Origin of the sequence: Nostoc sp. FACHB-110 (assembly GCF_014697425.1) — a bacterium.
Taxonomy (GTDB): Bacteria; Cyanobacteriota; Cyanobacteriia; order Cyanobacteriales; family Nostocaceae; genus Nostoc_B.
On record NZ_JACJRU010000012.1, the window covers coordinates 109555 to 134469 of the forward strand.

At 42.1% G+C, this 24915-nt stretch carries 15 protein-coding genes; 6 read left to right on the forward strand and 9 right to left on the reverse strand.

The genetic code is table 11. From position 1 onward, the window contains the following. Positions 1-179: 179 nt before the first annotated feature. The 6 genes from H6G69_RS14015 to petN form a co-directional block, all read right to left on the reverse strand. Positions 180-635 (reverse strand): Fur family transcriptional regulator, encoded by a 456-nt coding sequence (locus H6G69_RS14015; protein ID WP_190687714.1) that lies wholly within the window; start codon positions 633-635, stop codon positions 180-182. A gap of 542 nt (positions 636-1177) precedes the next feature. Further along, entirely contained in the window at positions 1178-2428 is a 1251-nt protein-coding gene (gene sigC / locus H6G69_RS14020) for an RNA polymerase sigma factor SigC (RefSeq protein ID WP_190687719.1), read from the reverse strand. An 834-nt stretch (positions 2429-3262) separates the two neighbouring features. After that, positions 3263-4186 carry an NAD(P)H-dependent glycerol-3-phosphate dehydrogenase gene (locus H6G69_RS14030; RefSeq protein ID WP_190687722.1) on the reverse strand — a complete coding sequence of 308 codons (924 nt, stop codon included), beginning with the start codon at positions 4184-4186 and terminating at the stop codon, positions 3263-3265. A 47-nt stretch (positions 4187-4233) separates the two neighbouring features. Then, positions 4234-5142 carry a lipoyl synthase gene (gene lipA / locus H6G69_RS14035; protein ID WP_190687868.1) on the reverse strand — a complete coding sequence of 303 codons (909 nt, stop codon included), beginning with the start codon at positions 5140-5142 and terminating at the stop codon, positions 4234-4236. A gap of 264 nt (positions 5143-5406) precedes the next feature. Beyond that, complete coding sequence (locus H6G69_RS14040) at positions 5407-5571, reverse strand: hypothetical protein (RefSeq protein WP_190687726.1); 165 nt, start codon at positions 5569-5571, stop codon at positions 5407-5409. A gap of 7 nt (positions 5572-5578) precedes the next feature. Then, positions 5579-5668 (reverse strand): cytochrome b6-f complex subunit PetN, encoded by a 90-nt coding sequence (gene petN / locus H6G69_RS14045; protein ID WP_083468698.1) that lies wholly within the window; start codon positions 5666-5668, stop codon positions 5579-5581. A gap of 143 nt (positions 5669-5811) precedes the next feature. Here petN and H6G69_RS14050 point away from each other — a divergent pair, with 143 nt between their 5' ends. Both H6G69_RS14050 and H6G69_RS14055 read left to right on the forward strand, forming a co-directional pair. Then, positions 5812-6258 carry a hypothetical protein gene (locus H6G69_RS14050; protein WP_190687729.1) on the forward strand — a complete coding sequence of 149 codons (447 nt, stop codon included), beginning with the start codon at positions 5812-5814 and terminating at the stop codon, positions 6256-6258. Positions 6259-6604: 346 nt separating this feature from the next. Then, positions 6605-9730: a PAS domain S-box protein gene (locus H6G69_RS14055; RefSeq protein WP_190687732.1), complete on the forward strand. Its 3126-nt coding sequence runs from the start codon at positions 6605-6607 to the stop codon at positions 9728-9730. A gap of 280 nt (positions 9731-10010) precedes the next feature. On the opposite strand, the gene purH is transcribed toward H6G69_RS14055, so the two are convergent. The 3 genes from purH to H6G69_RS14070 all read right to left on the reverse strand — a co-directional run bounded on the left by purH (position 10011) and on the right by H6G69_RS14070 (position 13885). Beyond that, positions 10011-11531: a bifunctional phosphoribosylaminoimidazolecarboxamide formyltransferase/IMP cyclohydrolase gene (purH, locus tag H6G69_RS14060; RefSeq protein WP_190687734.1), complete on the reverse strand. Its 1521-nt coding sequence runs from the start codon at positions 11529-11531 to the stop codon at positions 10011-10013. Between the two features lie 397 nt (positions 11532-11928). Further along, a complete protein-coding gene (locus H6G69_RS14065) occupies positions 11929-12738 on the reverse strand; it encodes a carbonic anhydrase (RefSeq protein ID WP_190687737.1) in 810 nt (269 codons plus the stop codon). Positions 12739-12964: 226 nt separating this feature from the next. Beyond that, positions 12965-13885, reverse strand: a complete 921-nt coding sequence (locus H6G69_RS14070) for an LPS biosynthesis glycosyltransferase (protein ID WP_242072061.1) — start codon at positions 13883-13885, stop codon at positions 12965-12967. A gap of 1284 nt (positions 13886-15169) precedes the next feature. On the opposite strand from H6G69_RS14070, the gene H6G69_RS14075 reads away from it, so the two are divergent. The 4 genes from H6G69_RS14075 to H6G69_RS14090 all read left to right on the forward strand — a co-directional run bounded on the left by H6G69_RS14075 (position 15170) and on the right by H6G69_RS14090 (position 24773). Continuing rightward, on the forward strand, positions 15170-16093 hold the full coding sequence (locus H6G69_RS14075) for a DUF11 domain-containing protein (RefSeq protein ID WP_190687740.1): 924 nt from the start codon (positions 15170-15172) through the stop codon (positions 16091-16093). Position 16094: 1 nt separating this feature from the next. Further along, positions 16095-19721: a hypothetical protein gene (locus H6G69_RS14080; RefSeq protein WP_190687743.1), complete on the forward strand. Its 3627-nt coding sequence runs from the start codon at positions 16095-16097 to the stop codon at positions 19719-19721. Between the two features lie 98 nt (positions 19722-19819). Continuing rightward, positions 19820-21880, forward strand: coding sequence for an OmpA family protein (locus H6G69_RS14085; protein WP_242072063.1), 2061 nt, complete (start codon positions 19820-19822; stop codon positions 21878-21880). Positions 21881-22091: 211 nt separating this feature from the next. Then, the gene (locus tag H6G69_RS14090) at positions 22092-24773 is read left to right on the forward strand and encodes a DUF11 domain-containing protein (protein WP_190687746.1); all 2682 of its coding nucleotides are present in this window, start codon (positions 22092-22094) and stop codon (positions 24771-24773) included. The last annotated feature ends 142 nt before the right edge of the window (positions 24774-24915 follow it).

The following is a 24915-nucleotide window of genomic DNA, read 5'->3' on the forward strand; positions in this document are numbered from 1 at the left end:
TAACTCTACCAATTTTAGATTTTAGATTGCTGATAGCGCAGCAAAACGCAAGTGTGCAAAAGCCTTTGAGATTTTTTGGATTCATAACCTAGAAAACAGGAGTTTAGGTAATTGCTCAATCCAAAATTTAAAATCCAAAATTGATTTGAGTAACTTCTTTTGGTTATCCAGCCCCAATGTTAAAGCGGCATCAGTGCGCGTTGACATTTGGGGCATACTGCATGAATTGTCATTTGACAGTCAAGCAGATGAAATCCTTCTTTTTGAGCAGTTTTCGCACCAATTTTTAAAATCGAATCGTTTTTAAACTCAATGGTGCTGTTGCACCGAACACAAATTAAATGATGGTGATGGTGGGGGTAAGGTTGGTTAATTTCGTAATGTTTATGACCTTCCCCTAATTCCAATTCGCGCAAAATTCCCATTCGTGCCATCAGTTTCAACGTACGATAAATAGTTGAAAGACTGATGCCTTCGCCGTCAGCTTCTAAGCGATGGTAAAGATCCTCAGCACTGAGGTGTTCACCTTGCGGAAGTTCTTGAAAAATGTGTAAAATCACTTCGCGCTGGGGTGTTAAACGCCAACCTCTTTCATTTAATTCTGCTTTGAGTGAAGTAGTTGTGTAGACTGTCATACTAATTTTTCTCAACAAAGCCCATTAGTTGAGAATATAACAAATGTGATGAGCAATTTGCAACAAACAAAGCTTATTGACAATATTTATTAAGTTCTCATGAATAATTAGTCAGCTTCTCAACCCAATTATCCAATAGCGATCCCATTCGCTAGCAGCATTCAGCAGTAGGCTAGATCAGCATAGGGAAATCTAGCTGCAAAAGTTTTGCATAAGCCAGGAAATAGCAGAAGGTAAAAACATTACTGTTCTTAACATTCACGCTTGCAGAATGTCCTAATTTCTTTGCTTTTGGCGATAAATTCTATAGTAGGAGGCAGCTATGCTAGAGGTAAAAGTCTTACTCTGCCTGGCTTCGTCCTTTTTAAATGTCTTCACGTAGACTTCGACTGCTATACCTGTGGACAAGCAGGTTAAGTTTGCTATAACTGAGTAGTCCAATTTCAATCATGGTGAGAAATGTAAAGAATAAAGAATGAAGGATAAAATTGCACACTTCAAACTTCATACTTTACACTTCATACTTTACACTTCATACACAATTAGCTCAGAGACTCTAAATAGTCGCGGATAAGGTTACGACGCTTGGGTTGACGCAGCTTTTGTAAAGCTTTTGATTCAATTTGACGTACCCGTTCCCGTGATAAATCAAGAGCGCGGCCAATTTCGGCTAAAGAGTAAGGATGACCATCCGCTAAACCAAACCGCATCAAAATTACATCTCGTTCGCGGCTAGTTAAATCAGCTAATAGATTTTGCAAGTCTCTTTGTAAAGATTCTCGCATTAGCATTTCTTCAGGAGTAACGCTATCTGTTTCTAGCAATTCGCCTAACTCTGTATCTTTATCTTTACCAACTTTGGTTTCTAAAGAAACAGAACGTGGAACTCTTAACAACACTTCTCTAACTTGAGATGGTGTCATTTCTAATTCAATTGCCAAGTCTTCTAAAGTTGGAGTCCGACCTTTTTCTTGAGCAATTTTGCGTTGCGCTTTTTTAATTTTGTTTAATTTTTCGGTGATATGGACTGGGAGGCGAATTGTGCGACTAGAAGTAGCAATAGCTCTTGTAATCCCTTGACGAATCCACCAGTAAGCATAAGTACTAAAGCGATAACCTTTAGTAGGGTCAAATTTTTCTACGGCTCTTTCTAAACCAAGGGTTCCTTCTTGGACTAAATCTAATAATTCCAAACCCCGATTTTGGTATTTTTTGGCAACAGAAACCACAAGACGCAAGTTTGCCTTGATCATGTGTTCTTTAGATTGCAGTCCTTGAGACTGAATTTGCTCCAGTTCTTCGACTGTAATCTTGGCAATTTCCGCCCAACGGCGTTTGCCTTCTGACAAAATCGGCTTAAGATCCGACACCTGCACACCAGCAGTAGAAGCCCATCTTTCTAAAGATGGACGGTGGCCTAGTTCAGATGCTAAACGTTCTTGAACTTCAATTAATCGCAGGTAAGGCGAAACTACAGCATCCCCTTGCTTGGCAGCATTGGCTAGTACAGTCCGCATCCGTAGGTAGCGTTGAACTTTTTGAGCTTCTGAAACTTCTTCATCACGCCCCAACAACCGGACTCGACCAATTTCCTGAAGATACAAACGTACTAAGTCTGTGCTACGACGGTTAGTGTTTGCACCAAAACTAGCAGGATCAACAGAAACTATTTCCAGATCTTGTAAATCTTCGACCGACAAATCACCGTCGTCAACCGTGATATCTGGGTCTAAAACCTGGCGGGACTTTTGGGAATTGTAGGCGGCATCCGGGTAGAAAGATGTTGCTGGCATATCGTCTCAATGGCTCCAGGTAACAATAGATTACGGTCAGCTAATCAAAATCAACTGTTGCTATTGTTCCCGTGATTCAAGATGAAATAACACGGTATGAGGTTCCAATACAATTTTTTTTCAAAAACTGCACTAGTGTTTCCAACATTAATGCCGAAATGCTTCGGCTGCTGAACATTTTGATTGAACCAATAGCTATTCAAATCTACAGATAGGCTTTAATTTCTGAGCTACCTAATCAGTATTTCCAATCAATATGTATAACTTGTTACTTTTGAGCTTGTATAAACATTGGTTAGTAAAGTTATGTTTAACATCTGGTTAGTCATATCTACATGGCTATAAAAGTAATTTCCTGACGATTTAGTATTTTTTGTCTAAGGATTTCTCAGGAAATTATGAAGTTAAAATAAAGGCAGAGTATAGAAAATCAAAGTAGACAATCAAGGACAAAGCACTGATGAAAGACCTTTAATATAAGTCAGGTGGCTACATCAATTTTCCGCGATCGCACCCTGGACATTATTGTTGTATTTCTCTAGACAACAAAATGCAATGTCTTCAGCCTCGTTGCCAACCTCGCTTGAATTGTCTATTTTCTGGAGTTTATAGCTGAAACTACTGTCTAATTCAGCAGAGTTTCATACTCATCATGATTACCAATCGAGAACCAATAATAATCTTCACCCTTCTTTAAAGCTAATGCGCGATAAGCACCACTAATACGTGCAGACCACATATCCTTGTCTACTTTTTTGAAGTGTAAAGAAAGTACATTAACCCACTCTCAAAGCGGTGAAAGTCCTAACTTTTGACTTTTTCCTTTTAACTTACTCAGTGATATTCCGGCTTTATATCCCGTAGCATCAATTCATCGAGTGCTTGTTGGGGAGTAACTTCACCTTGGAGTAAGCGATAAACTTGCTCTGTAATTGGCATATATATATTTTGCTGCTTGGCTAATTGCATCAATACTTGACAAGTGTTGACACCCTCGGCGGTTCCTGGCAAATTAGCGAGGACATCTGTCAGGGTTTTACCACCAGCCATTTGATAGCCCACTTGGTAGTTACGGCTCAAAGGACTATTACAGGTGGCTAACAAATCTCCCAGACCTGACAAACCATAGAAAGTTTCCGTTTTCGCACCTAAAAAATTGCCGATGCGAACCATTTCTGTAAGTCCACGGGTAACTAAAGCAGCTTTGGCGTTAGTCCCCAATTGTAAGCCATCGCAGACACCAGCTGCGATCGCCATCACATTCTTGAGTGTTCCTCCTAATTCCACACCCAAAGGATCGGGATTTGTATAAACTCGGAAACGTGGTGCAGAAAATACCAGCTGCACTTTTTCGGATGCAGTGGTGATGTTGCTGGCTACTACGGTTGCAGCTGGTAATGATTTTTGAATTTCTGCTGATAAATTCGGGCCAGATAATACCACTACTGGATGATGCGGAAATGCAGCTTGCCAAATTTGCGACGGCGTAGCAGTGGTTTGTGGTTCTAACCCCTTGGTTGCTGTGACAAAAATTGTTTCTGGTGAAAGGGGACAAGATTGTACTTGCACCGCAACATCTCTTACCCCTTTCATAGAAATAGCAGATAGCACTATTTGAGCATCTTGAATAACAGCTTCTAGTGTTTCTGTGCCATGACGCGACCATAGTCTAACTTTGTGACCATTGGCCGCGGCTAGATTTGCTAAAGCTGTACCCCAAGCACCTGCACCTAAAATTGCAATGGTAGTTTCTTGCACCACTTTATATCAGTTATCAGTTATCAGTTATCAAGTCTACTCCCTGTTTACTGATGACTGATAACTGATTTATCAGCACTCAGCACTTTTCTGGGATAACGTTCCATTAATTCCCGGACTTGTTCTGCATGATAGGAGCTTCTGGTTAAGGGAGAAGAAACGACTTGCAAAAATCCGAGTTCTTTGCCAAAGGCTTGCCAGGCGGCGAATTGTTCTGGAGTAACGAAGGCATCGACTTGCAAATGTTTTTGACTGGGTTGGAGATATTGCCCAATTGTCAAAATATCGCAATCGACTGCCCGTAAGTCTTGCATCACTTGGCGAATTTCGCTATCAGTTTCGCCTAAGCCTACCATGATGCCCGATTTAGTGTAGACCCAAGGTGCAATTTGCCGCGATCGCTGCAATAATTCGAGTGTGCGATCGTATTTTCCTTGGGGACGCACCCGACGATATAAGCGAGGAACCGTTTCTGTATTATGGTTAACTACTTCTGGGTTAGCTTGTAAAATTATTTCCAAAGCATCCCAGTTACCACATAAATCAGGAATTAATACCTCAATTGTGGTCTGAGGTGAGACATTTCGCACCGCCGTAATGCACTCGACAAACTGCGAAGCACCACCATCTGGTAAATCATCTCGGTTAACAGAAGTAATCACCACATGATTGAGCCTCATACGGCGCACTGCTTCTGCTAATCTGGTTGGTTCTGTAGGGTCTAGAGGTTTAGGCTTTTTCTCAAAATCAATATCACAGTAAGGACAAGCACGGGTACAAGCTGGCCCCATAATCAAAAAAGTGGCTGTACCCGCCTTGAAGCACTCACCAATATTCGGACAGGATGCTTCCTCGCAAACCGTATTGAGTGCTAAATCCCGCAAAATTTCTTTAACGTTACCAACGCGCTCCCATTGAGGAGCTTTAACTCGCAACCAGTCTGGCTTTATCATAATTACGCTAAATCAACACTTTCAGCCCGATACAACCCTAAAATGCTCATTTAATGCTCAACAAATTTAAATAGCAAAAAACTAACTTGCTAGAAGCTAGGAAGACTTAAATTTGGGAAGCCTAACTATTTTAATCTCGCCTCATACCCCTTGGATAAAACAGGCTCTTAAATCCACAATTTTATGAGGCTTTCTAGCATGAAAAATTGCAGGGATGCGATATTAATGATCACATCCCTGCAACAAGATAATTTAACTGCGATCGCATCATCGCTTTTTGGGTGATGTGGTGCGTCGCTGTTCGCGTTTTTCGACTTCTCGCCGACGGCGATCTCGCCAGTCTGCCACCGTCAAGTAGCCTACACCTCCAGTGACTGCTACAAGCAGTACCAGAGCAATTAAAGCCAAAATACTCAAAAATGGACTTTCCACGTTTACTCTACAGTCCGTTACGGCCCCAAACTACCATTGCAATTGACCAAGTAAACACGACTAACAGCGATACCCATCCCAATGTCAAAATTCCCATAGTCTTATCTTTGCAAATAATTACGAAACGTCTCTAATATTTATCATACCGGGAACGGTAAAGTCTGAAGTGAGAAGTCTGAAGTCTGAAGTAGGAAGTTTAAAAATCATTGTAATTTCTATTTATTATCCCCTATTGTCAAAATGAACGAAATTTTTGCTACACAATTAATGGCAGAACGACTAGAGTCTCTTAAGGCAGGAATTATTGGCTGTTTATCGCTTTTGCTTGCCTGGCTAGTCACTAATATTCTCAATAATCTATTTTTATCAAAGTATTTTAATATACTTACAAATATGCAATTATCCTTAAATCTGCATTGTTTAGTAAGTTTGGCGATCGCAGGTTTTTCTGGTTTGCTATTTGGTGTCACTTATCGCTATATCATCCGTCAAGACCAAAACCCACAATTAAAAGCTGGCGGAGTTTTGGCTTTTGGTTTAGTACGGGGATTAGCACAAATTGATGTCGGTTGGGGTTGGAGTGCTGTCGTGCTGGCACTTGAGAGTGTGTTGTGGTTTATTATGGCAGCGATCGTACTTGATAGTGCTATCCGCCTTGGCTGGGTTAAACCTTTTGCATCTAATTAATGTATTATGTATATTACATTAATTAAGTAATACATCCATTTCAATTAAAAAGCACCTAGAGTGTTGCCGTGTTTCCACTCTAGGTGCTTTTTTCAACTTACTCCTCACACACAACTAGAACTTAGCAGATGTTTGGGAAATTGGCAAGTATATTATGTAACACTTTATTAAGGCTGTTTCCTATTGCCTTTCAATCGTCTTTCACCAGACACTATGTGTTTGTCCTGAGCGATTCTTGGTTCTTTTTTTTTAATATTTTTAGATAGGATATATCTTGGGGCGGTTGCCCCATCAAAAAAAATATTTAAGTCTGATTAGACAGGTTACTGCCAAGGATGAATGCAGTATGTCAACAGTCCAGCGCGCTCATATGCAGCGTTATTTTGTCTGTGTTTTCTCCGTATTAATTGCGCTGCTACTAGGCTTAACGCTGGATAACCTGTTAAATCTAGAAGTTTCGCCACTTTTTTTTGCTGCTGTAGTTGTCAGTAGTTGGTATGGGGGATTAGCACCTGGCTTATTCGCTACAGTCTTAGCTGTTTTATTGAATAACTACTTCTTTATTCCACCCATTTATTCTTTATTACCAAATACTTGGACTGACATATTACAGCTAATTGTTTTTAGCTTGGTAGCGTTATTAATTAGTTCTTTAAATTCAGATTTATATTTTGCCAAACAACAATCTGAGTTTAAGCTAGCAAAGCTGAAAATGAGCTATCGTCGTCTGTTAGAAACAGCTTATGAAGGTATCTGGATATTTGACCAAGATGGGAAAACAGAATATGTGAATTCTCAGTTAGCCCAAATGCTTGGTTATAGTGTAGAGCAGATTAGCGATCGCGCAATTTTTGATTTTCTCGAACCTGATACTCAGCAGGAAATTAGGCAATGGCTAGCGCAAAATCAGCACAGTGCAGATACGAAACAGCAGTTTGAAGCACGTTTATATCGCCAAGATGCAGCTGAAATTTGGGTAATGATTTCTCTTAGCTCAATCTTGAACGAGCAGGGAAATTTTGCTGGGATGGTTGCTATGTTGACAGATATTACTAAGCGTAAACTTTCCGAAACCAAGCGCGATCGTGAAGGTCAATTACTGCGCGCTATGCTAGATATTCTGCCTGTGGGAGTAGTCATATCTGACGCTAAAGGCAAGTTTATAGAGATTAATCCAGCTATCAAAGCGATTTGGGGAGAAAACGCGCCGTTTTTAGAAGAACCAAGCCAATATCATGAATATAAAGGATGGTGGGCAGATACAGGTAAACCAATTGCCGCCCACGAGTGGACACTTGGTAGAGTTTTAGCTACAGGCGAAACAATCATTGGTGAAGAAATTGATATTGAAAGCTTTGACGGTAAACGTAAAACGATTCTCAATTCTGCTATACCTATTTGCGATGAAACTGGAACCATTATTAATGGCGTAGCTGTGAATGTAGACATCACAGAACGCAAGCAAGCAGAAGAAAAATTGCGGCAAAGTGAAGCGCTCGCCAAAGCCAGGGCAGAAGAACTCGAAACTATCATGGAAACTGTTCCCGCCGCAGTCTGGATTGCTCAAGACCCCCAATGTCATCAAATGACCGTCAACCATAGTGCTTATAAATTGATGCGCCTACAACCAGGCTCAGTGATGACGGCAACGCCAGCCAGTGGTGAATACCCCTTTCCGTTTAAAATTCACAAAAATGGTCAAGATGTAAACCTCTGCGAATTACCAATGCAGCAAGCAGGTTTAACTGGCCAAGAAACGGAAGGAGAATTTGAATTTGTTTTTGATGAAGATGATGTGCAGTTTATTTACGGTAAAGCCGCACCATTGCGTGATCATGCAGGTAATATCAGAGGCGTAATTGGAGCTTTTTTAGATATTACTGAACGCAAACAAGCAGAAGAAGCTCTCAGACAGAGCGAATTGATGTTTCGCACCTTAGCAGACACAATGGCGCAAATGTTTTGGATTACCCAGCCAGATGGCTATCATGAGTATTTTAACCGCCGTTGGTATGACTATACAGGCAAAACCCTCAAACAAGCTCAAGGCGAAGGCTGGTTAGATATCTTACATCCTGATGATGTCCAAAATACAGTTGATTGCTGGCAAGATTGCTTGCAGACTGGGAGAAAGTATGAAATTGAATTTCGTCTGCGTCGTGCTGTTGATGGTGAATATCGCTGGCACTTAGGATTAGCCTTTCCATTACGCAATGCTCACGGACAGATTATCAAATGGTTTGGCTCATGTACGGATATTCACGAACAGAAGCTATTAGTTGAAGAACGAGCGCAAGCTTTAGAAAGGGAACGTACGGCCAGAATAGAGCTAGAAAAAGCTAATAAGATGAAAGATGACTTTTTGGCTGTTGTTTCCCATGAATTGAGATCGCCGCTTAATCCCATTCTTGGCTGGGCCAAACTGCTTAAAAGCCGCAAATTAGATACAGTCAAGACAACCCAAGCCTTAGACACCATTGAGCGTAATGCCAAGTTGCAAGCGCGCTTAATCGACGATTTATTAGATGTTTCGCGGATTTTGCGCGGTAAACTCAGTTTGAATCTCGCAACAGTTGACTTAATTACAACGATTGAAGCCGCACTAGAAACAGTCCATCTCGCCGCCGAAACTAAATCGATTCAACTACAAACTGAGATTACTATTGATGACATCAAAATTGAAGGTGATGCCAACCGCCTACAGCAAGTAATTTGGAACCTACTCACAAATGCCATTAAGTTTACACCAGAGGGCGGTTTGGTGAAATTACGACTCCAAAAAGTTGGCAATTTTGCCCAAATTCAAGTCATAGATACAGGCAAAGGTATTAGCGCTGAGTTTTTACCTCATGTTTTTGAACGCTTCCGCCAAGCTGATGATGTGACAACCAGAAAGTTTGGGGGACTGGGATTAGGATTAGCAATTGTCCGTCACCTTGTGGAACTCCATCGAGGTTCTGTACAAGCCGCCAGCTTAGGAGAAAATTTAGGCGCGACCTTTACAGTGCAATTGCCTTTGATGGTTACGGCTAGTAAACAATTGACAGACTATGCTTTATCTGAAAATGCCCCAAACCTTCAAGGTGTGCAAATAGTCGTTGTAGATGATGATGTTGATACCTTAAATTTGCTTACCTTCATCCTCGAACAATATGGGGCTTCCGTCAAAGCTGTAAACTCAGCCCCAGAAGCCCTCAACGCGATCGCCCAACAACAGCCAAATTTACTACTCAGTGATATTGGTATGCCTTTAATGGATGGCTATATGCTGATTGAGCAAGTGAGAAAGACGATTTGCGCCCACAAATTACCTGCGATCGCTTTAACTGCCTTTGCTGGTGAAGCTAACTCCCAAAAAATTATTTCAGCAGGCTTTCAACGACATCTTACCAAGCCCATCGAACCAGCAGAATTAGCATCTGTGATTGCCAGTTTAATTTATACCAGGGAATTGGAGGCAGAAACAGTATGAAGTATGAAATTGAACAGTCTCACCTGCTATCACTTATTTTTTATCAAATGCTTGTGAAATCAGTCTCGATGAGACTGGCTTTTACTAAATACTAAAAAACGCCCGGGAGTGTTGCCGTGTTTCCACCCCAGACGTTTTTTAATTTCAACTTGCTCCTCACACAACTAAAAAATAACACTACTGTGAGATTAGAGCAAGTATGAGCAGTGACACTTTGGCAACTGCAACATTCAAAGTAAAAGGGAGCAGACAATAGGCAATGGAAAACACAAAGGTGTTTTTAATGTAAAAAGTGACGTATTCCAGTTAACACCATGACTAAACCCAACTCATTAGCAGCTTTGATCGAATCTTGGTCGCGTAAGCTACCTCCTGGTTGGACAATGGCAGTAATCCCAGCAGCAGCAGCGGCTCTGATAGTATCATCAAAGGGGAAAAATCCATCACTCGCTAGAATTGCCCCTTTGGCTTTGTCACCAGCTTGTTCTAGAGCAATTTTCGCGGAACCAACACGGTTCATTTGTCCTGCACCAACACCGAGAGTAGTGCGATCGCTTGTTAGTACAATGGCATTAGATTTAACGTGTTTGCAGACTTTCCACCCAAAGAGTAATTCTGCTAACTCATCTGATGTTGGTTGGCGTTCTGTGACAACTTGCCATTTACTAGTATCAGCAACAATATCATCCGTAGCTTGCACCAAGAAACCGCCGGCAATTTGTTTAACTAAAGTTTTCGGGCCACTACTTAAATCTGCAAGTGTCAAAACCCGCACATTCGTTTTCTTAGAGAGAATCTTTTCTGCTTCTGCATCACAGTCTGGTGCAACTACACATTCTAAAAATGTTTTAGTTAACTCGCTGGCTGTAGCTGCATCAATCGGACGGTTCAAAGCCACAATGCCACCAAACGCCGAAGTAGAATCGGCATTGAAGGCCTTTTGATAAGCTTCGACAATCGTATCTCCTAACGCTGTGCCGCAGGGATTGGTATGTTTAATAATTGTTGCGGCTGGTGTATCGGGAAACTCGGCAATAATCCGACGGGCGGCTTCTAAATCAACTAAGTTATTGTAGCTGAGTTCCTTGCCTTGCAGTTTCTTAGCTGCTGCCCAGCCTGTGGGTGTAGTCCCAGTTTGATACCAAGCTGCACTTTGATGGGGGTTTTCGCCGTAACGCAGAGATTGTAATTCAGTACCGCTTAAAGTGTGTTGTTGTGTACCTGCAAGGTAAGATGCGATCGCCTGATCATAACTTGCAGTATGTAAAAATCCTTTTAAGGCTGCTTTTTGGCGAAATTCTAACGAAGCTTCGCCGTTATTTTGGCGTAACTCTTGCAGATATTCATCGTACTGCGTTGGGTCACATAATACTGTTAAATGAGCAAAATTCTTTGATGATGCCCGTAACATCGCTGGGCCACCAATATCAATTTGTTCCACAGCTTCCGCCAAAGTCACCCCTGGTTTAGCAATAGTTTCCTCAAACGGATAAAGATTCACCACCACCAAATCAATCGGGCGAATTTGGTTATTTTCTAAATCTGTAATATCTTGAGGTTCATCCCGCCGTGCCAAAATCCCGCCATGAATGCGCGGATGTAGCGTTTTCACCCGTCCGCCTAAAATCTCCGGGGAACCCGTGTAATCAGAAACCTTAGTCACTGGTATTCCCGCATCCTTGAGGGCTTTGGCTGTGCCCCCACTGCTGATTAAATCAAATGCAAATTCTTCAACCAAACTACGGGCTAGGTCAATTAAACCAGTTTTGTTAGATACACTCAGCAGTGCTAGACGCGCCATTTATAAATTCCTCAAATCAACCCTGGAAGCAAAGGATCTTCAGTGTTGCACAAGCCTCGGTTCACTTCAAGACTGTTTTCCTTGATCAGCCCTAACTGTCTAAGTGAGTTCGACTAAGGCTTTTTCCTTCTTCACTTAGGACTTACGCACAGCCTACGAAAAATCGTAGACGCGATAGCGGCTTGCCGCAGGCTACCACAGAGACGCAGAGTTCACGGAGAAATGAGAGTTTGAGAGTTTTTTTGCGTAAGTCCTATTCACTAAACACACAGCGTTTTTCAGTTGTGTGTAGTACACCTTTCAAGGGGAGAGACTAGAGGTGCTGAATTAGTCTGTGTACAGTGATGTAAATTAACTAATGAGTTAATTTACATCCGCGATCGCCTATAATTTGTGACTAATTTGATCCTCGATAAATTCGCTCCATCTGTTCTGGAGAAAGGCGACTCATCGGAAATCTTTCCCGTGCAGAAACAGGAAGTTTTTGCGGAGGCGTTATCTCTATTTCTGGCTTATGAACTGTACCATTGGGTACATCGCAAATTGGGAAAGGATTGAGACGGTTCTCATCCTCTGGGTCAGAAATTTGAGTTTGGGGTAAGACGTAAGCGTGTCTTTCAGGATCGTAGGCTAAAACTTCGCCTGTCTCAATGTGATAAATCCAAGCATAAATGCTGAGTTGCCCTTGGTAAAGCTTAGAATGAATCGCTGGATAAGTTCGCAAATTTTCTATTTGGGTGAGAACATTTTCCGCAATCATAATTTCTAATAGTTCTTCCCCATCGTAATGACCATAATGGTCTAAAACTAACCTGCGAGTTGCTTCAGCATATTTAAGCCAATCATGCACAAGTGGCATTTCTTTACTGAGGCTGTTTAACTTCATCAGTCCTTTCATTGCGCCGCAATGAGAGTGGCCACAGATAATAATTTGACGAATATCTAATGCTTGGACAGCATACTCAATTGTAGCTCCTTCACCGCCATTAGTTGCCCCATATGGAGGAATGATGTTGCCTGCATTACGGATAACAAATAATTCACCTACTTGGGCTTGTGTAATTAAATTCGGATCTAGACGCGAATCAGAACAGGTAATAAACAACACCCTAGGCTTTTGACCAAGTGAAAGTTGCTCAAACAGTGATTGATGCGTCGAAAAATAACTAGACTTGAATTCACGCAGACCTTTGATTAGTTTCTTCATTACCAAATTCCACAAATACTCGCGGCTGAAATGCCAAATTAGAGGGAGTAAATTAAGGCAGTAGCGATCGCTTGTTCTTTACACTTTGACAATTGAGAGTTCCTCTATCATATAGTTAATTGGACACTTTCAGTCTTGTCATGGCATCCAGCGTGCGATCGCCTCAGATGTGGTTTTGCATGACTTTTCCAAAATCAAACTCATGTTTGATACCAATAGAAACAGTCTACAGATGAAGCGAAATTTGTCTGCGAATCGAGAAGCTGACTAATCTAGCAGGTATAGGGGAAAGTTTCAGAACTCGCAAACGTAAAAATTTCCCAACTAGCAAACGAACTATTCCTTTTATCCGAGCGTACAATCTGACAGACAAAAATTTGCAATAACTTTTTGAGGCATAAGGAGGTAGAAAGTGAAGCTGATTATAAAGAACATCCGCCCTATGAGTTTTACTCAGTCCATGCAGAAAATGTTCTAGATTGGGTAAACCACCATGTTCGCCGTAATTCCGAAAAGGTACGTAATTTTTCAATTTGTGGTGGCGCAAAAAACTATCAATTTGAGAATCCCAGGTAAAGTAGGTTTCAGGATTTGATGTTTGCAGTAACTGTGTGGCAAATTCAATTAATTTACCAGCACATTGGGGAGTCACAATATAAGCAACTGTTGATACTGAAAAACCATCTGCATACCCCTCTGCGGAAATACTATATATCTGAGAGGCACAAGTGTATAGCCAACACATACCTACATTTGTTTGATAGGGATTAAAAGGTAGAGGAAGTTCCCCCAAACCAACAACAGGAACAAAATCAGCTTCAGTAATCAAAGTGGGTTGAGATTGCATTGCGGCTATTTTCCAAGCTCTTAAATGGTTGAGTAAACATAAATAGCTAGGAGAAAAACTTTTATATTGTGGCTGATGCTGCTGTCTGATGACTTCGCAATTTAATCCCTCTTGAATTAAGGCTGTTTCAAGTAATTGAGTTTCTTCTTTATAAGCAATAATTAAAGCTCTATTAACTACATCAGATACTTTTAAAGCACCAGATTTGTTATGATTATTTATCTGATTAAAACACTGATCATGATCTAAAAAATGGGATATTTGAATTTCATCATTGCATTTATTTTTATTTCTAAACATATTAATTAGCACCTAGATAACTCCTGATGAATCAAAATAATTGCGTTTGGGTGAGCTTACTTATTCAAGCGATAATATGCAATGACATAACCAGCCAATTACAAGTTATACAATGTGTTTTTTGCTTATTAACACTTAATTTTGCTGCTTACATAGAAAATATCTACTGTAATAATACTGAGAAATAAATTAGAATCGATGAATCATATTTAATAATTGAGTATAGCAGTGTTAAAAACATTATATTTTTGTATATAAATATTGGCAAATACTTGTTTAGCTGGATAGCAAATTCCTGAATAGCCACTGCGTTAAGTGGCTTTGGCGACTTGAAGACAGTGGCGTTGCTGAGATAACATCCAGTCTGCGAGAAGTTTTAAATAATCAAGACTTTCCTAACCTATACTTCGACTGCTATATGTCCATCAATCAAACAATAAATAAAAATACTACGTATAAATTCGGGTAAATTGTAAATTTATAAACTCATAACTCAATAGGATTACATCAATTAAGTTAAAACCTAGAATTTGTATTTCCGATATAAGTAAATACTAGTAAAAATTGGTTTCAGTAATTAAATAATATTTAAAAATCTTGGTAATTTTTACATTGTCAAATTTTCAAATTTATGTTTTATAAGGCAAAAAGATGATTTTTAGATAAATCAATTGCCATTTAATATTGGTGTAGTTATATTAAGCTTAAGTGAGACGCTGCATCTACCTGAGTTATTAGCGCATTTACCTAAAAATAGATAACAATGGGAACTCATGTATTCTGTTGAGAAAAAACAGATATACAAAATAAAATTTTATTTGCATATTTTTCGTACTCGTAATTTTAAATTAATTAAAGGTATGTGTCAGTAAAATTTATAAAATAATTGCATAATCATACATTACGAACTAAAAATATTTTTGATTAGCTTTTTTTAAATAAAAGCTAACCAGATAATAAAATAATGCTGATTAATTAATATGATTTTTTGAAAATTTTCTATCATTGCCTAACAAAAAGTATGTTAAAGCCTAACAATTGCCATTTATTAAAAATCAACATAAGTTTAATTTAAGTAGGAAATATAAATTTCCTGTATTGAATATCAAAAACATCAGGACACAAATCATAGTTAGACGAAGAGCATGATATCTAATTTACGACATTTGATTTAAGTGGTAATTATTGGTGTTTTAAATAGTGATTATTAATCTTTTTTCAATACTGCTCATCTTTGTTGATTACTCGTAACTAGAAGCAAATAATCTATTTTTTGACATATTTATGACTTTAATAATCAAAAATTGGAAGCAGATTTCCTTTTTACTGCTTCTGTTTTTACCTGGGATTTTTTCTGTTGGTATTTCCGCCGTAATTGCTGACGAAACTACTAATACAGCTGTGTTAGGAGGTGATAATATTCAGCCTGTTACTTCAAATACTGTTTTATTTACTAGAGGCGTACCTACTTTAGAGATTGTCAAAACTGCCGATCGCATCGCTGTGGAACCAGGTGATACTGTTGTTTATCGGTTAGTTATCCGCAATACTGGTAACTCTCCCGCCAGCAACATTACCCTGACTGATACTCTCCCCCTCGGCTTGAATTTCGAGACGCGATCGCTGCAAGTATCTTTAACCAGTGCTAACACCACCACACCCGTAACTGTATCGAGTAGCCGAGATAACCGTACAGTAACTATCAACTATACTGGTACTATCCCTGCACAGGGAACGATGAATGTCGTTTATGCAGTCACAGTCACACCTGATGCTGTTCGTGGAAGCGGGAAAAATCTTGCAGTCGCCGCCGCAGGTAGCATCCGTAGTAACACAGCTAGTCACTTACTCAAGATTCGTCCTGGTATTATCTCTGATTGTGCAACTTTAATTGGACGAGTCTTTATTGATAAAAACTTTGACGGCGAACAGCAACCAGGAGAACCAGGGATACCCAACGCCGTAATTTATATGGATGATGGGAACCGCATCCTTACTGATGCTAATGGGATGTTTTCTCTGGCTAATGTGATTGCTGGTAATCGGACTGGAACTTTAGACTTAACCAGCCTACCCGGATATAGCCTTGCACCCAACCTCTACAACATCGAAAAAAATAGCCAATCGCGCCTCGTCCGACTCGCACCCAGAAGCATGGGACGGATGAATTTTGCAGTCACACCAGCATCAGGGGAAGGACGTAAGTAAGATGACGCAGATTAGTACTAGAAGAACTGTATTAACCGTTTGTAGTACCTTTCCGATTCTGCCTGTTGCAGCTGTTGCGGCACAAACACCACCGCAAACACAACAAAAAGTCGAATCTCCCAATGTTCCAGAGTTAATCGCGCCTGTAGAAGATGATCTAGAAGCTGTTTTCTCTCCACCAAGACCAAGCCAACCTGATAAATTGATAGTTGCAAATGACAAAGAGATAGACGCTGCACCATCCTCGATGTCCTCAGATCATATAGATAGGTTTACTGCTGAAGAGAAAGCCGAAACCAAGCAGACACCGAAAACAGCCGCAACTCCTATTAACTCAGAAATTCGCATTATCACACCAGTTGCAGGTGTAACGACTGCCAAAACAACTAACTTGGGAGTTCAATATCATCCTAGTAACCAAGTCACGGTGACGTTGAATGGAAAACCCATAGATACGTCTATCTCCCAATACTTGCATAAAGACGAAGCGCAAAAGTTAAACACCTTAATTTGGTATAACGTGCCGTTAAATAAAGGTGAAAATACGATTACGGCTCAAGGTGCTGATGGTAAATCAACCAGTGTGAAAGTCACAGTTGAAGAAGTTCAGAAAAAAATTGCGATCGCACCTACCCAAGAACCCAGAATTCCCGCCGATGGACGTTCTCTCATCACCTTACAAGGTAAAATTACCGACGAAAAAGGCGAAATTATCACCGAAGATATTTCTGTCACCTTAACAGCTAGTGCAGGTCAATTTGTCGGTGCAGACCAAGATAAAGATGCAGCAGGGTTTCAGGTACTCGCGCGGAAAGGTGAGTTTACAGCCACACTCCAAGCAGGTTTAATCGCTCAAAATGTAAAAATCCGCGCGGCTGTTAATCAAGATGCAGAGATTGAAGCTTATACTAATGTAGAATTTATTACCAACTTACGTCCTTCCTTAGCTACAGGTAGCATCAATGTGAGGATTGGTGCAGGCGGTACGGATTACCGAGGTAGTTTCCGCGACTACCTCAACCCCGATAAAATCGGTCGCACTGATGTAGATGTAGATGCAGCCGTCTTCGCCACGGGTAAAGTTGGAGATTGGTTATTTACAGGCGCATTCAATAGTAAACGTCCCCTAAATCAAGACTGCAACGGAGATAACCGTCTGTTTGGTGGTATCCAATCTTGTGAAAAAGACTATCCAGTTTATGGTGATAGTTCTAGCTTTACTAACACTGCGCCTTCTACAGATAGTGTGTATGCTCGCATTGAACGCACACCAGATATCCCAGGTGCAGAATCAGACTATTTTATGTGGGGTGATTACAGCACTGAAGAGTTTGCTAGATCATCCCAGTTATATACAGCTACCACCAGACAACTCCACGGCTTCAAAGGAAACTACAACTTCGGCAACCTGCAACTAACAGCCTTATACGCCAACAACATTCAAGGCTTCCAACGCGATGCAATTACTCCCAACGGAACCAGTGGTTACTACTTCCTCTCTCGCCGCTTAGTTATTCCCGGTAGTGAAAACGTCTTTATCGAAGCCGAAGAAATCAATCGTCCCGGTACAGTCTTGGAACGTAAAGCCTTATCCCGTGGTTCCGACTATGAAATAGATTACGATCGCGGTACATTATTATTCCGTCGTCCCATCTTCGCCACAGAATTAAACCCCTTTGGTAAAACTTTGGGACGCCGCATCGTTGTCACCTATCAAAACGACGCGGGAGAAGACAGCAAACTTTACGGTGGACGACTGCAATATAACCTGATAACTTCCGAAAATAGTCCCAACGGAAATCCCTTTATTGGTGCAAGTTACCTCAAAGAAGACCAAGGACAGCAAGATTTTGAACTATACGGATTTGATTTCTTTGCACCTTTAGGCAATTCTGGGCAAATTATCGGGGAATATGCACACTCTCGCCACAATACCCTCGCCTTTGGTAACGTCAGTGGTTCTGCGTACCGTTTAGAAGCTAGTGCAAATCTTGGTAAAAACTTTCAAGGACAAGCTTACTATCGTTCTGTCACCGAAAACTTTGCCAATAATGCCACTTGGAGTTTCACACCCGGACAAACTCGCTACGGTGCATCCTTAACTGGAAAACTGGGACAAACCACCAGCTTTAACTTAGGATACGATCGCGAAGACAATTTTGGTATCGCCCCAGCCGAACGCACCCAGTTAATTGACTTATTCAACCCCCAACCCCAAGCCGCGCCAGGAAGCAAAATTAATAATTCCCTCACCACCATCCGCGCAGGTATTCAACAAAAAATCGGTCAATCAGACTTAAGCCTGAAATACGTCAACCGTTCCCGCGAAGACCGCATTACTAACCAATTCAACGGAAACGCCAGCCAGTTAGTCTCTCGTCTTGACGTTCCCTTATCCGAATCACTCACATTCCACGCGCAAAACGAACTTAACTTAGGTAAAAGCGACCCACTTTATCCCAACCGCACCACATTCGGTTTAGATTGGGCATTGTATCCTGGCGTAAGTATGCGACTAGCACACCAATTTTATGAAGGTGGCTTATTACAAGGCAATAGCATCACCAGCCTAGATACAATTGTCGAACACAAATTTTCCCCAGATACCACCGTCAGAGGTCGTTACTCAATTTTAGGCGGTGCTGATGGAATGACAGACCAAGGTTCCGTTTCTCTAAATCACGGTATCCGCCTCGCACCAGGATTAAAATTAAGCCTTGGTTACGAACACATCTTCAAAGATATTTTTGGAGATTCCGCCACAGGGATTAGATTTGCTCAACCTTACACAGTCGGACAAACTGCTTCCTCATTAGGTTTATTTGCAGGTGATGTTTACAGCATCGGCCTAGATTACACCGATAATCCCAATTTCCAAGCCAACGCCAGATTAGAACATCGTAGTGGTAGTGAAGGTAATCAGACCGTAATTTCCGCCGCCGCCTCCGGTAAACTTTCCCCAGCTTTAACTGCGGCGGTACGCTATCAACAAGCAGGTGGCGCAAACCAACTTTTGCAAGGATTAGGAGACACCGCAAATCTGCGCGTCGGTTTAGCTTACCGTGACCCCAACGACGATAAATTCAACGCTTTATTAGGGTACGAATATCGCCAAAACCCCGCCACCACACCCGATACCTTATTAGCCGGTAGCGGTAACGGTTCCATAGATCATATTTTCTCCGCCGAAGCGATTTATGCACCCAACTGGCAATGGGAATTGTATGGTAAATACGCCTTCCGCAGCAGTTCTACTTCCCTATCCGAAGATTTTACCAACCATAGCAGCGTTCACTTAGCACAGTTACGCACAACTTATCAACTAGGCTACCGCACAGACTTAGCCGTCGAAGGACGTTGGTTAGGTCAACCAGAACAAGGCTTCAACGAATTTGGTTTAGCTGTCGAAGGTGGGTATCATTTAACACCAGATTTACGAATTGGTGTAGGTTACGCGTTTGGGAGTGCAGATGACCGAGATTTTAGCGGTTATCGCTCCGCCGGCGGCCCCTACTTAAACATCAGCTTTAAACTCAACGAGCTTTTCGGTGGTTTTGGTAGGCAAAAAGTAGTACCACCACAACAGCAAGAGTCAGTAATTCAACCAGTGGCTTTGGAGTCGAAGTGATGCTAAGAAATGAGATGGTTTTTGTCTCACGCAAAGGCGCAAAGGCGCAAAAAAGAGTTTCTCAGAGTTCTATTTGTATTGTTGTTTGTTTATGGTTGATGATAGTGCCAAAAGTTGCGATCGCTCAATCATCCCCCACAGCCTTACGAGTTATAGTCAACAGTAACCAAGACGGACAAATACAACCAGACGACAAACTCACCTTACGCGAAGCCATTGCCTTAGTAAACGGTAATCTCCCCGTAGAAAAACTGAGTACCCAAGAAAAAGCGCAGATACAACCCAGCAACGACAACGCGCGAATTGAATTTAACTTACCGCCAAATCAAACCACTATCCAACTACAACAGGAACTACCACCCCTAGCCACACCAAAATTAATCATAGACGGTACTAGCCAACCAAGTTACGATGTTTCCCGTTCAGCAACGGCGGAAATTGCCATTCCTCAACCAATAGTCACCATTACACCCGCCGCCAACCAAGAGATATTGCGTGGTTTTACGATAGTCGCTGATAATGTGCAGATTCACGGTTTAAGTATCTACGGTTTCCGTTCCCTGAACCAAGGCGCAACCTTAACCACACCGCCAGCCGATATTTTTATTTCCCATCGCTTACCGCCTCCCAATACCCAACAGCAACAACCACCAAACAGTAATTTTCCCTTTGGAGACAAAGACATTCCCCCCAAAGGCGTGGTAATTGAAAACAACTGGTTAGGCATTACCCCAGATGAGAAAATGCCAGAGAACACCTCAGCCTTTGGTGTCTACGTTTTCAACAGCACCGGCACAACAATCAGACGTAACCGTATTTCTTACCATGAAGGTAGTGCAATTATTACCTCAGTACGCGCCGAAAATACCTTGATGACAGAAAACATAATTGTTGGTAATGGTATAGCTGGAATGCCTGATGCTGTGAGGTTAGAAGGCGTAATTGCCAATTCCCAACTGCAAGGAAATTTAATTTGCGGTAACGATGGGGCTGGTGTTTATTTATTCAAGCCCACAGGTAACGTCAAAATTCACAATAACCGCATCACCTTTAACGGTAGACGTTTGCGCCGCGCCGCAGTTTACTTAATGGGTAACGCAAATCAAGTCAGCGATAACGAAATTCGCCACCAAACCGGGCCAGGAGTAGCGGTGACAGCATTTGGGACTCATGGTAGTTTTGGTAGTGCGATCGCTAACATCATCCAAAATAACAAGTTTAGCGACTTAGAAGGCTTAAGTATTGACCTTAACACCCAGCAACAACTAAATATCAGTGACTTTCAACGAGGAGACGGCCCCAACCCCAAACGCAACAGCCCTAACCGCAGACTTGAAACAGCAAACGGCGCGGTAAATGCACCAGAATTTGCCAGTTCTCAATTATTGCTAGTAAACGGTCAAGCCTTAATTAGCGGTCAAGCCGACCCTGGTACTCAAGTGCAAATATATCGCGTCCAGGGAAACGAGAACTACGGCCCCTTAAGTGAACCACTCACAACCTTAACTACCGATGAAAAAGGTAACTTTAGCAGTAGTTTAGCAGGTTTGCGGTCTGGGGAGAGAATAAGTGCGATCACCACCCATCCAAAATACGGCACATCCGAACCAGCCTATAACGCCATCATCACAGACCCCTCTGCACAAAATAACTCACCCTCTCCCACGCCAACGCCACCGCCCAAATGTGTCAGCGCCCCCCTACCACCCCAACCAACCCCACAACCCGAACCAAAACCAGAACCCATCCGGCTCAAAGTCCCCCGCATCATTCACTTTGCCTTAGATAAAGACTTCATCAGCCAAGAAAGCAGCACAGTCCTCAACCAAATTGCCCAAGTATTACAACAATATCCCTTCATTGTCATTGAAATTGAAGGTCATACCGATATTCGCGCTAGTGATGCCTACAACTTAGACCTAGGCAAACGCCGCGCCATATCCGCTAGAAATTACCTCCTAAAACAAGGCATTGCCGCCGAAAGAATGACCATTCGATCCTTTGGCGAAAAACAACGCAGAACCTCCGGTAACACCGTCATCGATACAGCCAGAGATAGACGAGTAGAAATAATTTTCAAAGATACCAGAGGACTAGAAATCATCCTTGAAGAACAAGAGAAAGACTTACAAATAGAAGCCATCGGAGGCGGCAGGTAAAAGGTGACAGAGTTAAAAGTTAGGACTTACGCAAAAAATCTCTCAAACTCTCATTCCTCCGCGAACTCTGCGCCTCTGCGGTTCGTTATTCCGTAGCTCATACGTAAGTCCTAAGTTATTTACTAATGTCCTAACCACTGCTATCAATCAAAACTTACACAAAAACCCTCTTTAACTCTTATACCTTTGCGCCCTTTGCGGTTGATTTAAAATGCTAAAATCCCACCATTCTCACAACCATCTTCTTAAACTCATCCGTAGTATCACCCTCATCCTCACTACCCTCAGCTATCAAAGCCTAATATTACTCACCCAAACACCAGCCACAGCCCAAGTCACACCCCAATTATGTGCCACCCCTGGCAAAGATGGCCCCAGCAGCTTAGGTGGCATCATCAACACCTACTACCCTGGTGCGACAAATACAACCGTTGCCGCAGGTTCAACCTCAATTCCTGTCGGTGCAATTAACCCCAACGGTTCTACCACCCCCATTACAGCTGGTGATTTGTTGCTCATCATCCAAATGCAAGGCGCAGATATTAACTCCAGCAACACAGATAGTTACGGTAATGGAGTTTCTGGCGGTGGCAACAATAGCAATCTTAACCTTGCTCCCGCAACCACAGGGGCTAGTGGCAACCTCAACAATGCCAACTTCACCGCAGGTAATTACGAATACGTTGTTGCAACCGGGCCAATATCTGGCAGTTCCATCCCCATTCAAGGCATCAATGGTGGAGGACTAATTAATTCCTACAGCAATACCCCATTTGGAACTCAAGGACAAAGAACCTATCAAGTTATCCGCGTACCGCAATATTCCAGTGCCACCATGAGTTCTAGCCTCACCGCCGCACCTTGGAACGGTGCTTCAGGGGGAATTTTAATTTACGACGTTGCAGGCAACCTAAATTTAGGAAGCGCCACTGTAGATGTTAGTGGACGTGGTTTTCGCGGTGGTGCAGGTCGTCAGCTAACTGGTGGTAGTGGTACTAATACAGATTACGTAACTTTATCAACCAACAATGCCAATGGTTCTAAAGGAGAAGGTACTGCTGGCACACCTCACTATGTACTAAACTCAGCTACCATCTCAGCCATTGACACTGGTGTTGAAGGCTATCCTGGTGGGAGTTACGGCCGTAGCTCACCCGGTAATGCTGGTGGTGGTAGCACTGATGGTAGACAATCTAACAACACGGAAAACTCCGGTGGTGGTGGCGGTAGTAATGGAGGTGCAGGCGGTCTAGGTGGTCGTTCTTGGACATCTGGTTTATTTGTTGGTGGTTTTGGTGGCGCTAACTTTCCGGCTACTAGCAGTCGTGTTGTCTTAGGTGGTGGTGCAGGCACAACAAATCAGGCAACTAGCGCAACTATAGGTGTTCCGACCAATGGTATTGCTAGTAGTGGTGCTAATGGTGGCGGTATGGTATTAGTTCGTACTGGCAGTGTCAGTGGTAGCGGCACTATTAATGCTAATGGAGCCACCGCTTTTGATGTGCGTCAGGATGGTACTGGCGGAGGCGGTGCGGGTGGTAGCGTGGTCGTGGTGGCTGCCAATAATAACCTTACTGGTTTAACCGTAAATGCCAGAGGCGGTAATGGTGGCAATGTCAAATTTAGCAACGTCAATCAACCTTTTGATGGTGCGCATGGCCCTGGTGGCGGTGGCGGCGGTGGTGTTGTTTTTACTAGTGCCGGTGCTAGTGTTAACGTTACTGGTGGGCAAAGCGGTACAGCAAAAGATCCGGTTGATCCCACTGACCCTTATTTTGGTGCTACCGCAGGAACAGGCGGCATCAGCCAAGGTGTTGGTACTATCCCTGGTGCGAATTCTGGTGCAGAATGCATTCCCCAGCTAACTATTACTAAAACCACCAGCACGCCAGGGCCAATTATCAAGCCCGGTAAGGCAACTTATACTATCACTGTTGCCAATGCAGCTAACCGAGCAACTGCTACCAATATTGATATCACCGATCCTTTGCCTAGTGGTTTTAGTTTTGATGGCTCTGTTGCTCCGACTGTGACTTTGAATGGTGGCGCAACACGCACTAGTGTGAATAACCCAACTGCTGGTGCAACGACATTGAATTTTGGCAACTTTAATATTCCCGGTGGTGCAAGTGTGCAAATTACCTTTACTACTGATGTGGCTGCGACTGTGCCTGATGGAGTGTATAACAATGGTGCTACGGCTACTTATCTTGACCCCACTCGCACTACAGTCAATGGAAGCACAAGTGTTAGTTATGACCCAGCCACTACAGGAGAGGAGGTAACGGTAAGTTCTGCAACACCGACACCGACACCGACACCAACACCAACTCCAACACCAACACCAACTCCAATCCCAACTCCTATCTTTCGGTTACGAGGTGTGAAAAGAATTACAAACATAGTGAGAAATGGTCTGCCTTTAAGTGGTGTGAACTTTGGTAGTTTTATTGACGATCCCAATGATCAAAATGATAATGCCTCTGACTGGTCTCAACTTCCACCTGTAGGAATTACTAGTCTTAGTCCACAATTGGCCTTACAAAGTGGGGATGAAGTTGAATATACAATTTACTTTCTTGCAGATGGCAACCAGCCAATACAAAATGCGAGATTTTGTGACCCAATTCCTACTGGTACAACTTATATTAGCAACAGCTTTGCTTCTGCTAGTGGTATTTTGGTCAATTTAGCTAATACAACTACAGCAAAAACTAATGCTAATGATAGCGATGATGGTAGTTTTTTCTCGCCTTTAGCACCTTTAAGTACGAATAATGTTTGTCCTAATCAGACTAATCCCACAGGTGCGGTAGTAGTAAATTTTGGTACTCTCAATTATTTATCTGGCACTAATTTTGGTTTTGTGCGCTTCCGTGTCCGAGTTGATTAGGGCTAAGGGTTGATAATTATAACTTTGAGAGGATTTACTGGCTCAGGCAAAAAATTATTGCTGAATTCCTACTTAATAGGAAAAATTGTCATTGTACTCAAAAGTATTGAAATGTATAAAGGAAGATAAGCGCTTACTTTGC

Bases quoted from the DNA above. Each gene is read 5' to 3' on its own strand.
- H6G69_RS14075 (WP_190687740.1), top strand. From the start codon at position 15,170: ATGACTTTAATAATCAAAAATTGGAAGCAGATTTCCTTTTTACTGCTT.
- H6G69_RS14085 (WP_242072063.1), top strand. From the start codon at position 19,820: ATGATAGTGCCAAAAGTTGCGATCGCTCAATCATCCCCCACAGCCTTA.
- H6G69_RS14080 (WP_190687743.1), top strand. From the start codon at position 16,095: ATGACGCAGATTAGTACTAGAAGAACTGTATTAACCGTTTGTAGTACC.
- petN (WP_083468698.1), bottom strand. From the start codon at position 5,668: ATGGGAATTTTGACATTGGGATGGGTATCGCTGTTAGTCGTGTTTACT.
- sigC (WP_190687719.1), bottom strand. From the start codon at position 2,428: ATGCCAGCAACATCTTTCTACCCGGATGCCGCCTACAATTCCCAAAAG.
- purH (WP_190687734.1), bottom strand. From the start codon at position 11,531: ATGGCGCGTCTAGCACTGCTGAGTGTATCTAACAAAACTGGTTTAATT.
- H6G69_RS14065 (WP_190687737.1), bottom strand. From the start codon at position 12,738: ATGAAGAAACTAATCAAAGGTCTGCGTGAATTCAAGTCTAGTTATTTT.
- H6G69_RS14055 (WP_190687732.1), top strand. From the start codon at position 6,605: ATGTCAACAGTCCAGCGCGCTCATATGCAGCGTTATTTTGTCTGTGTT.
- H6G69_RS14050 (WP_190687729.1), top strand. From the start codon at position 5,812: ATGAACGAAATTTTTGCTACACAATTAATGGCAGAACGACTAGAGTCT.
- H6G69_RS14070 (WP_242072061.1), bottom strand. From the start codon at position 13,885: ATGTTTAGAAATAAAAATAAATGCAATGATGAAATTCAAATATCCCAT.
- H6G69_RS14090 (WP_190687746.1), top strand. From the start codon at position 22,092: ATGCTAAAATCCCACCATTCTCACAACCATCTTCTTAAACTCATCCGT.
- H6G69_RS14015 (WP_190687714.1), bottom strand. From the start codon at position 635: ATGACAGTCTACACAACTACTTCACTCAAAGCAGAATTAAATGAAAGA.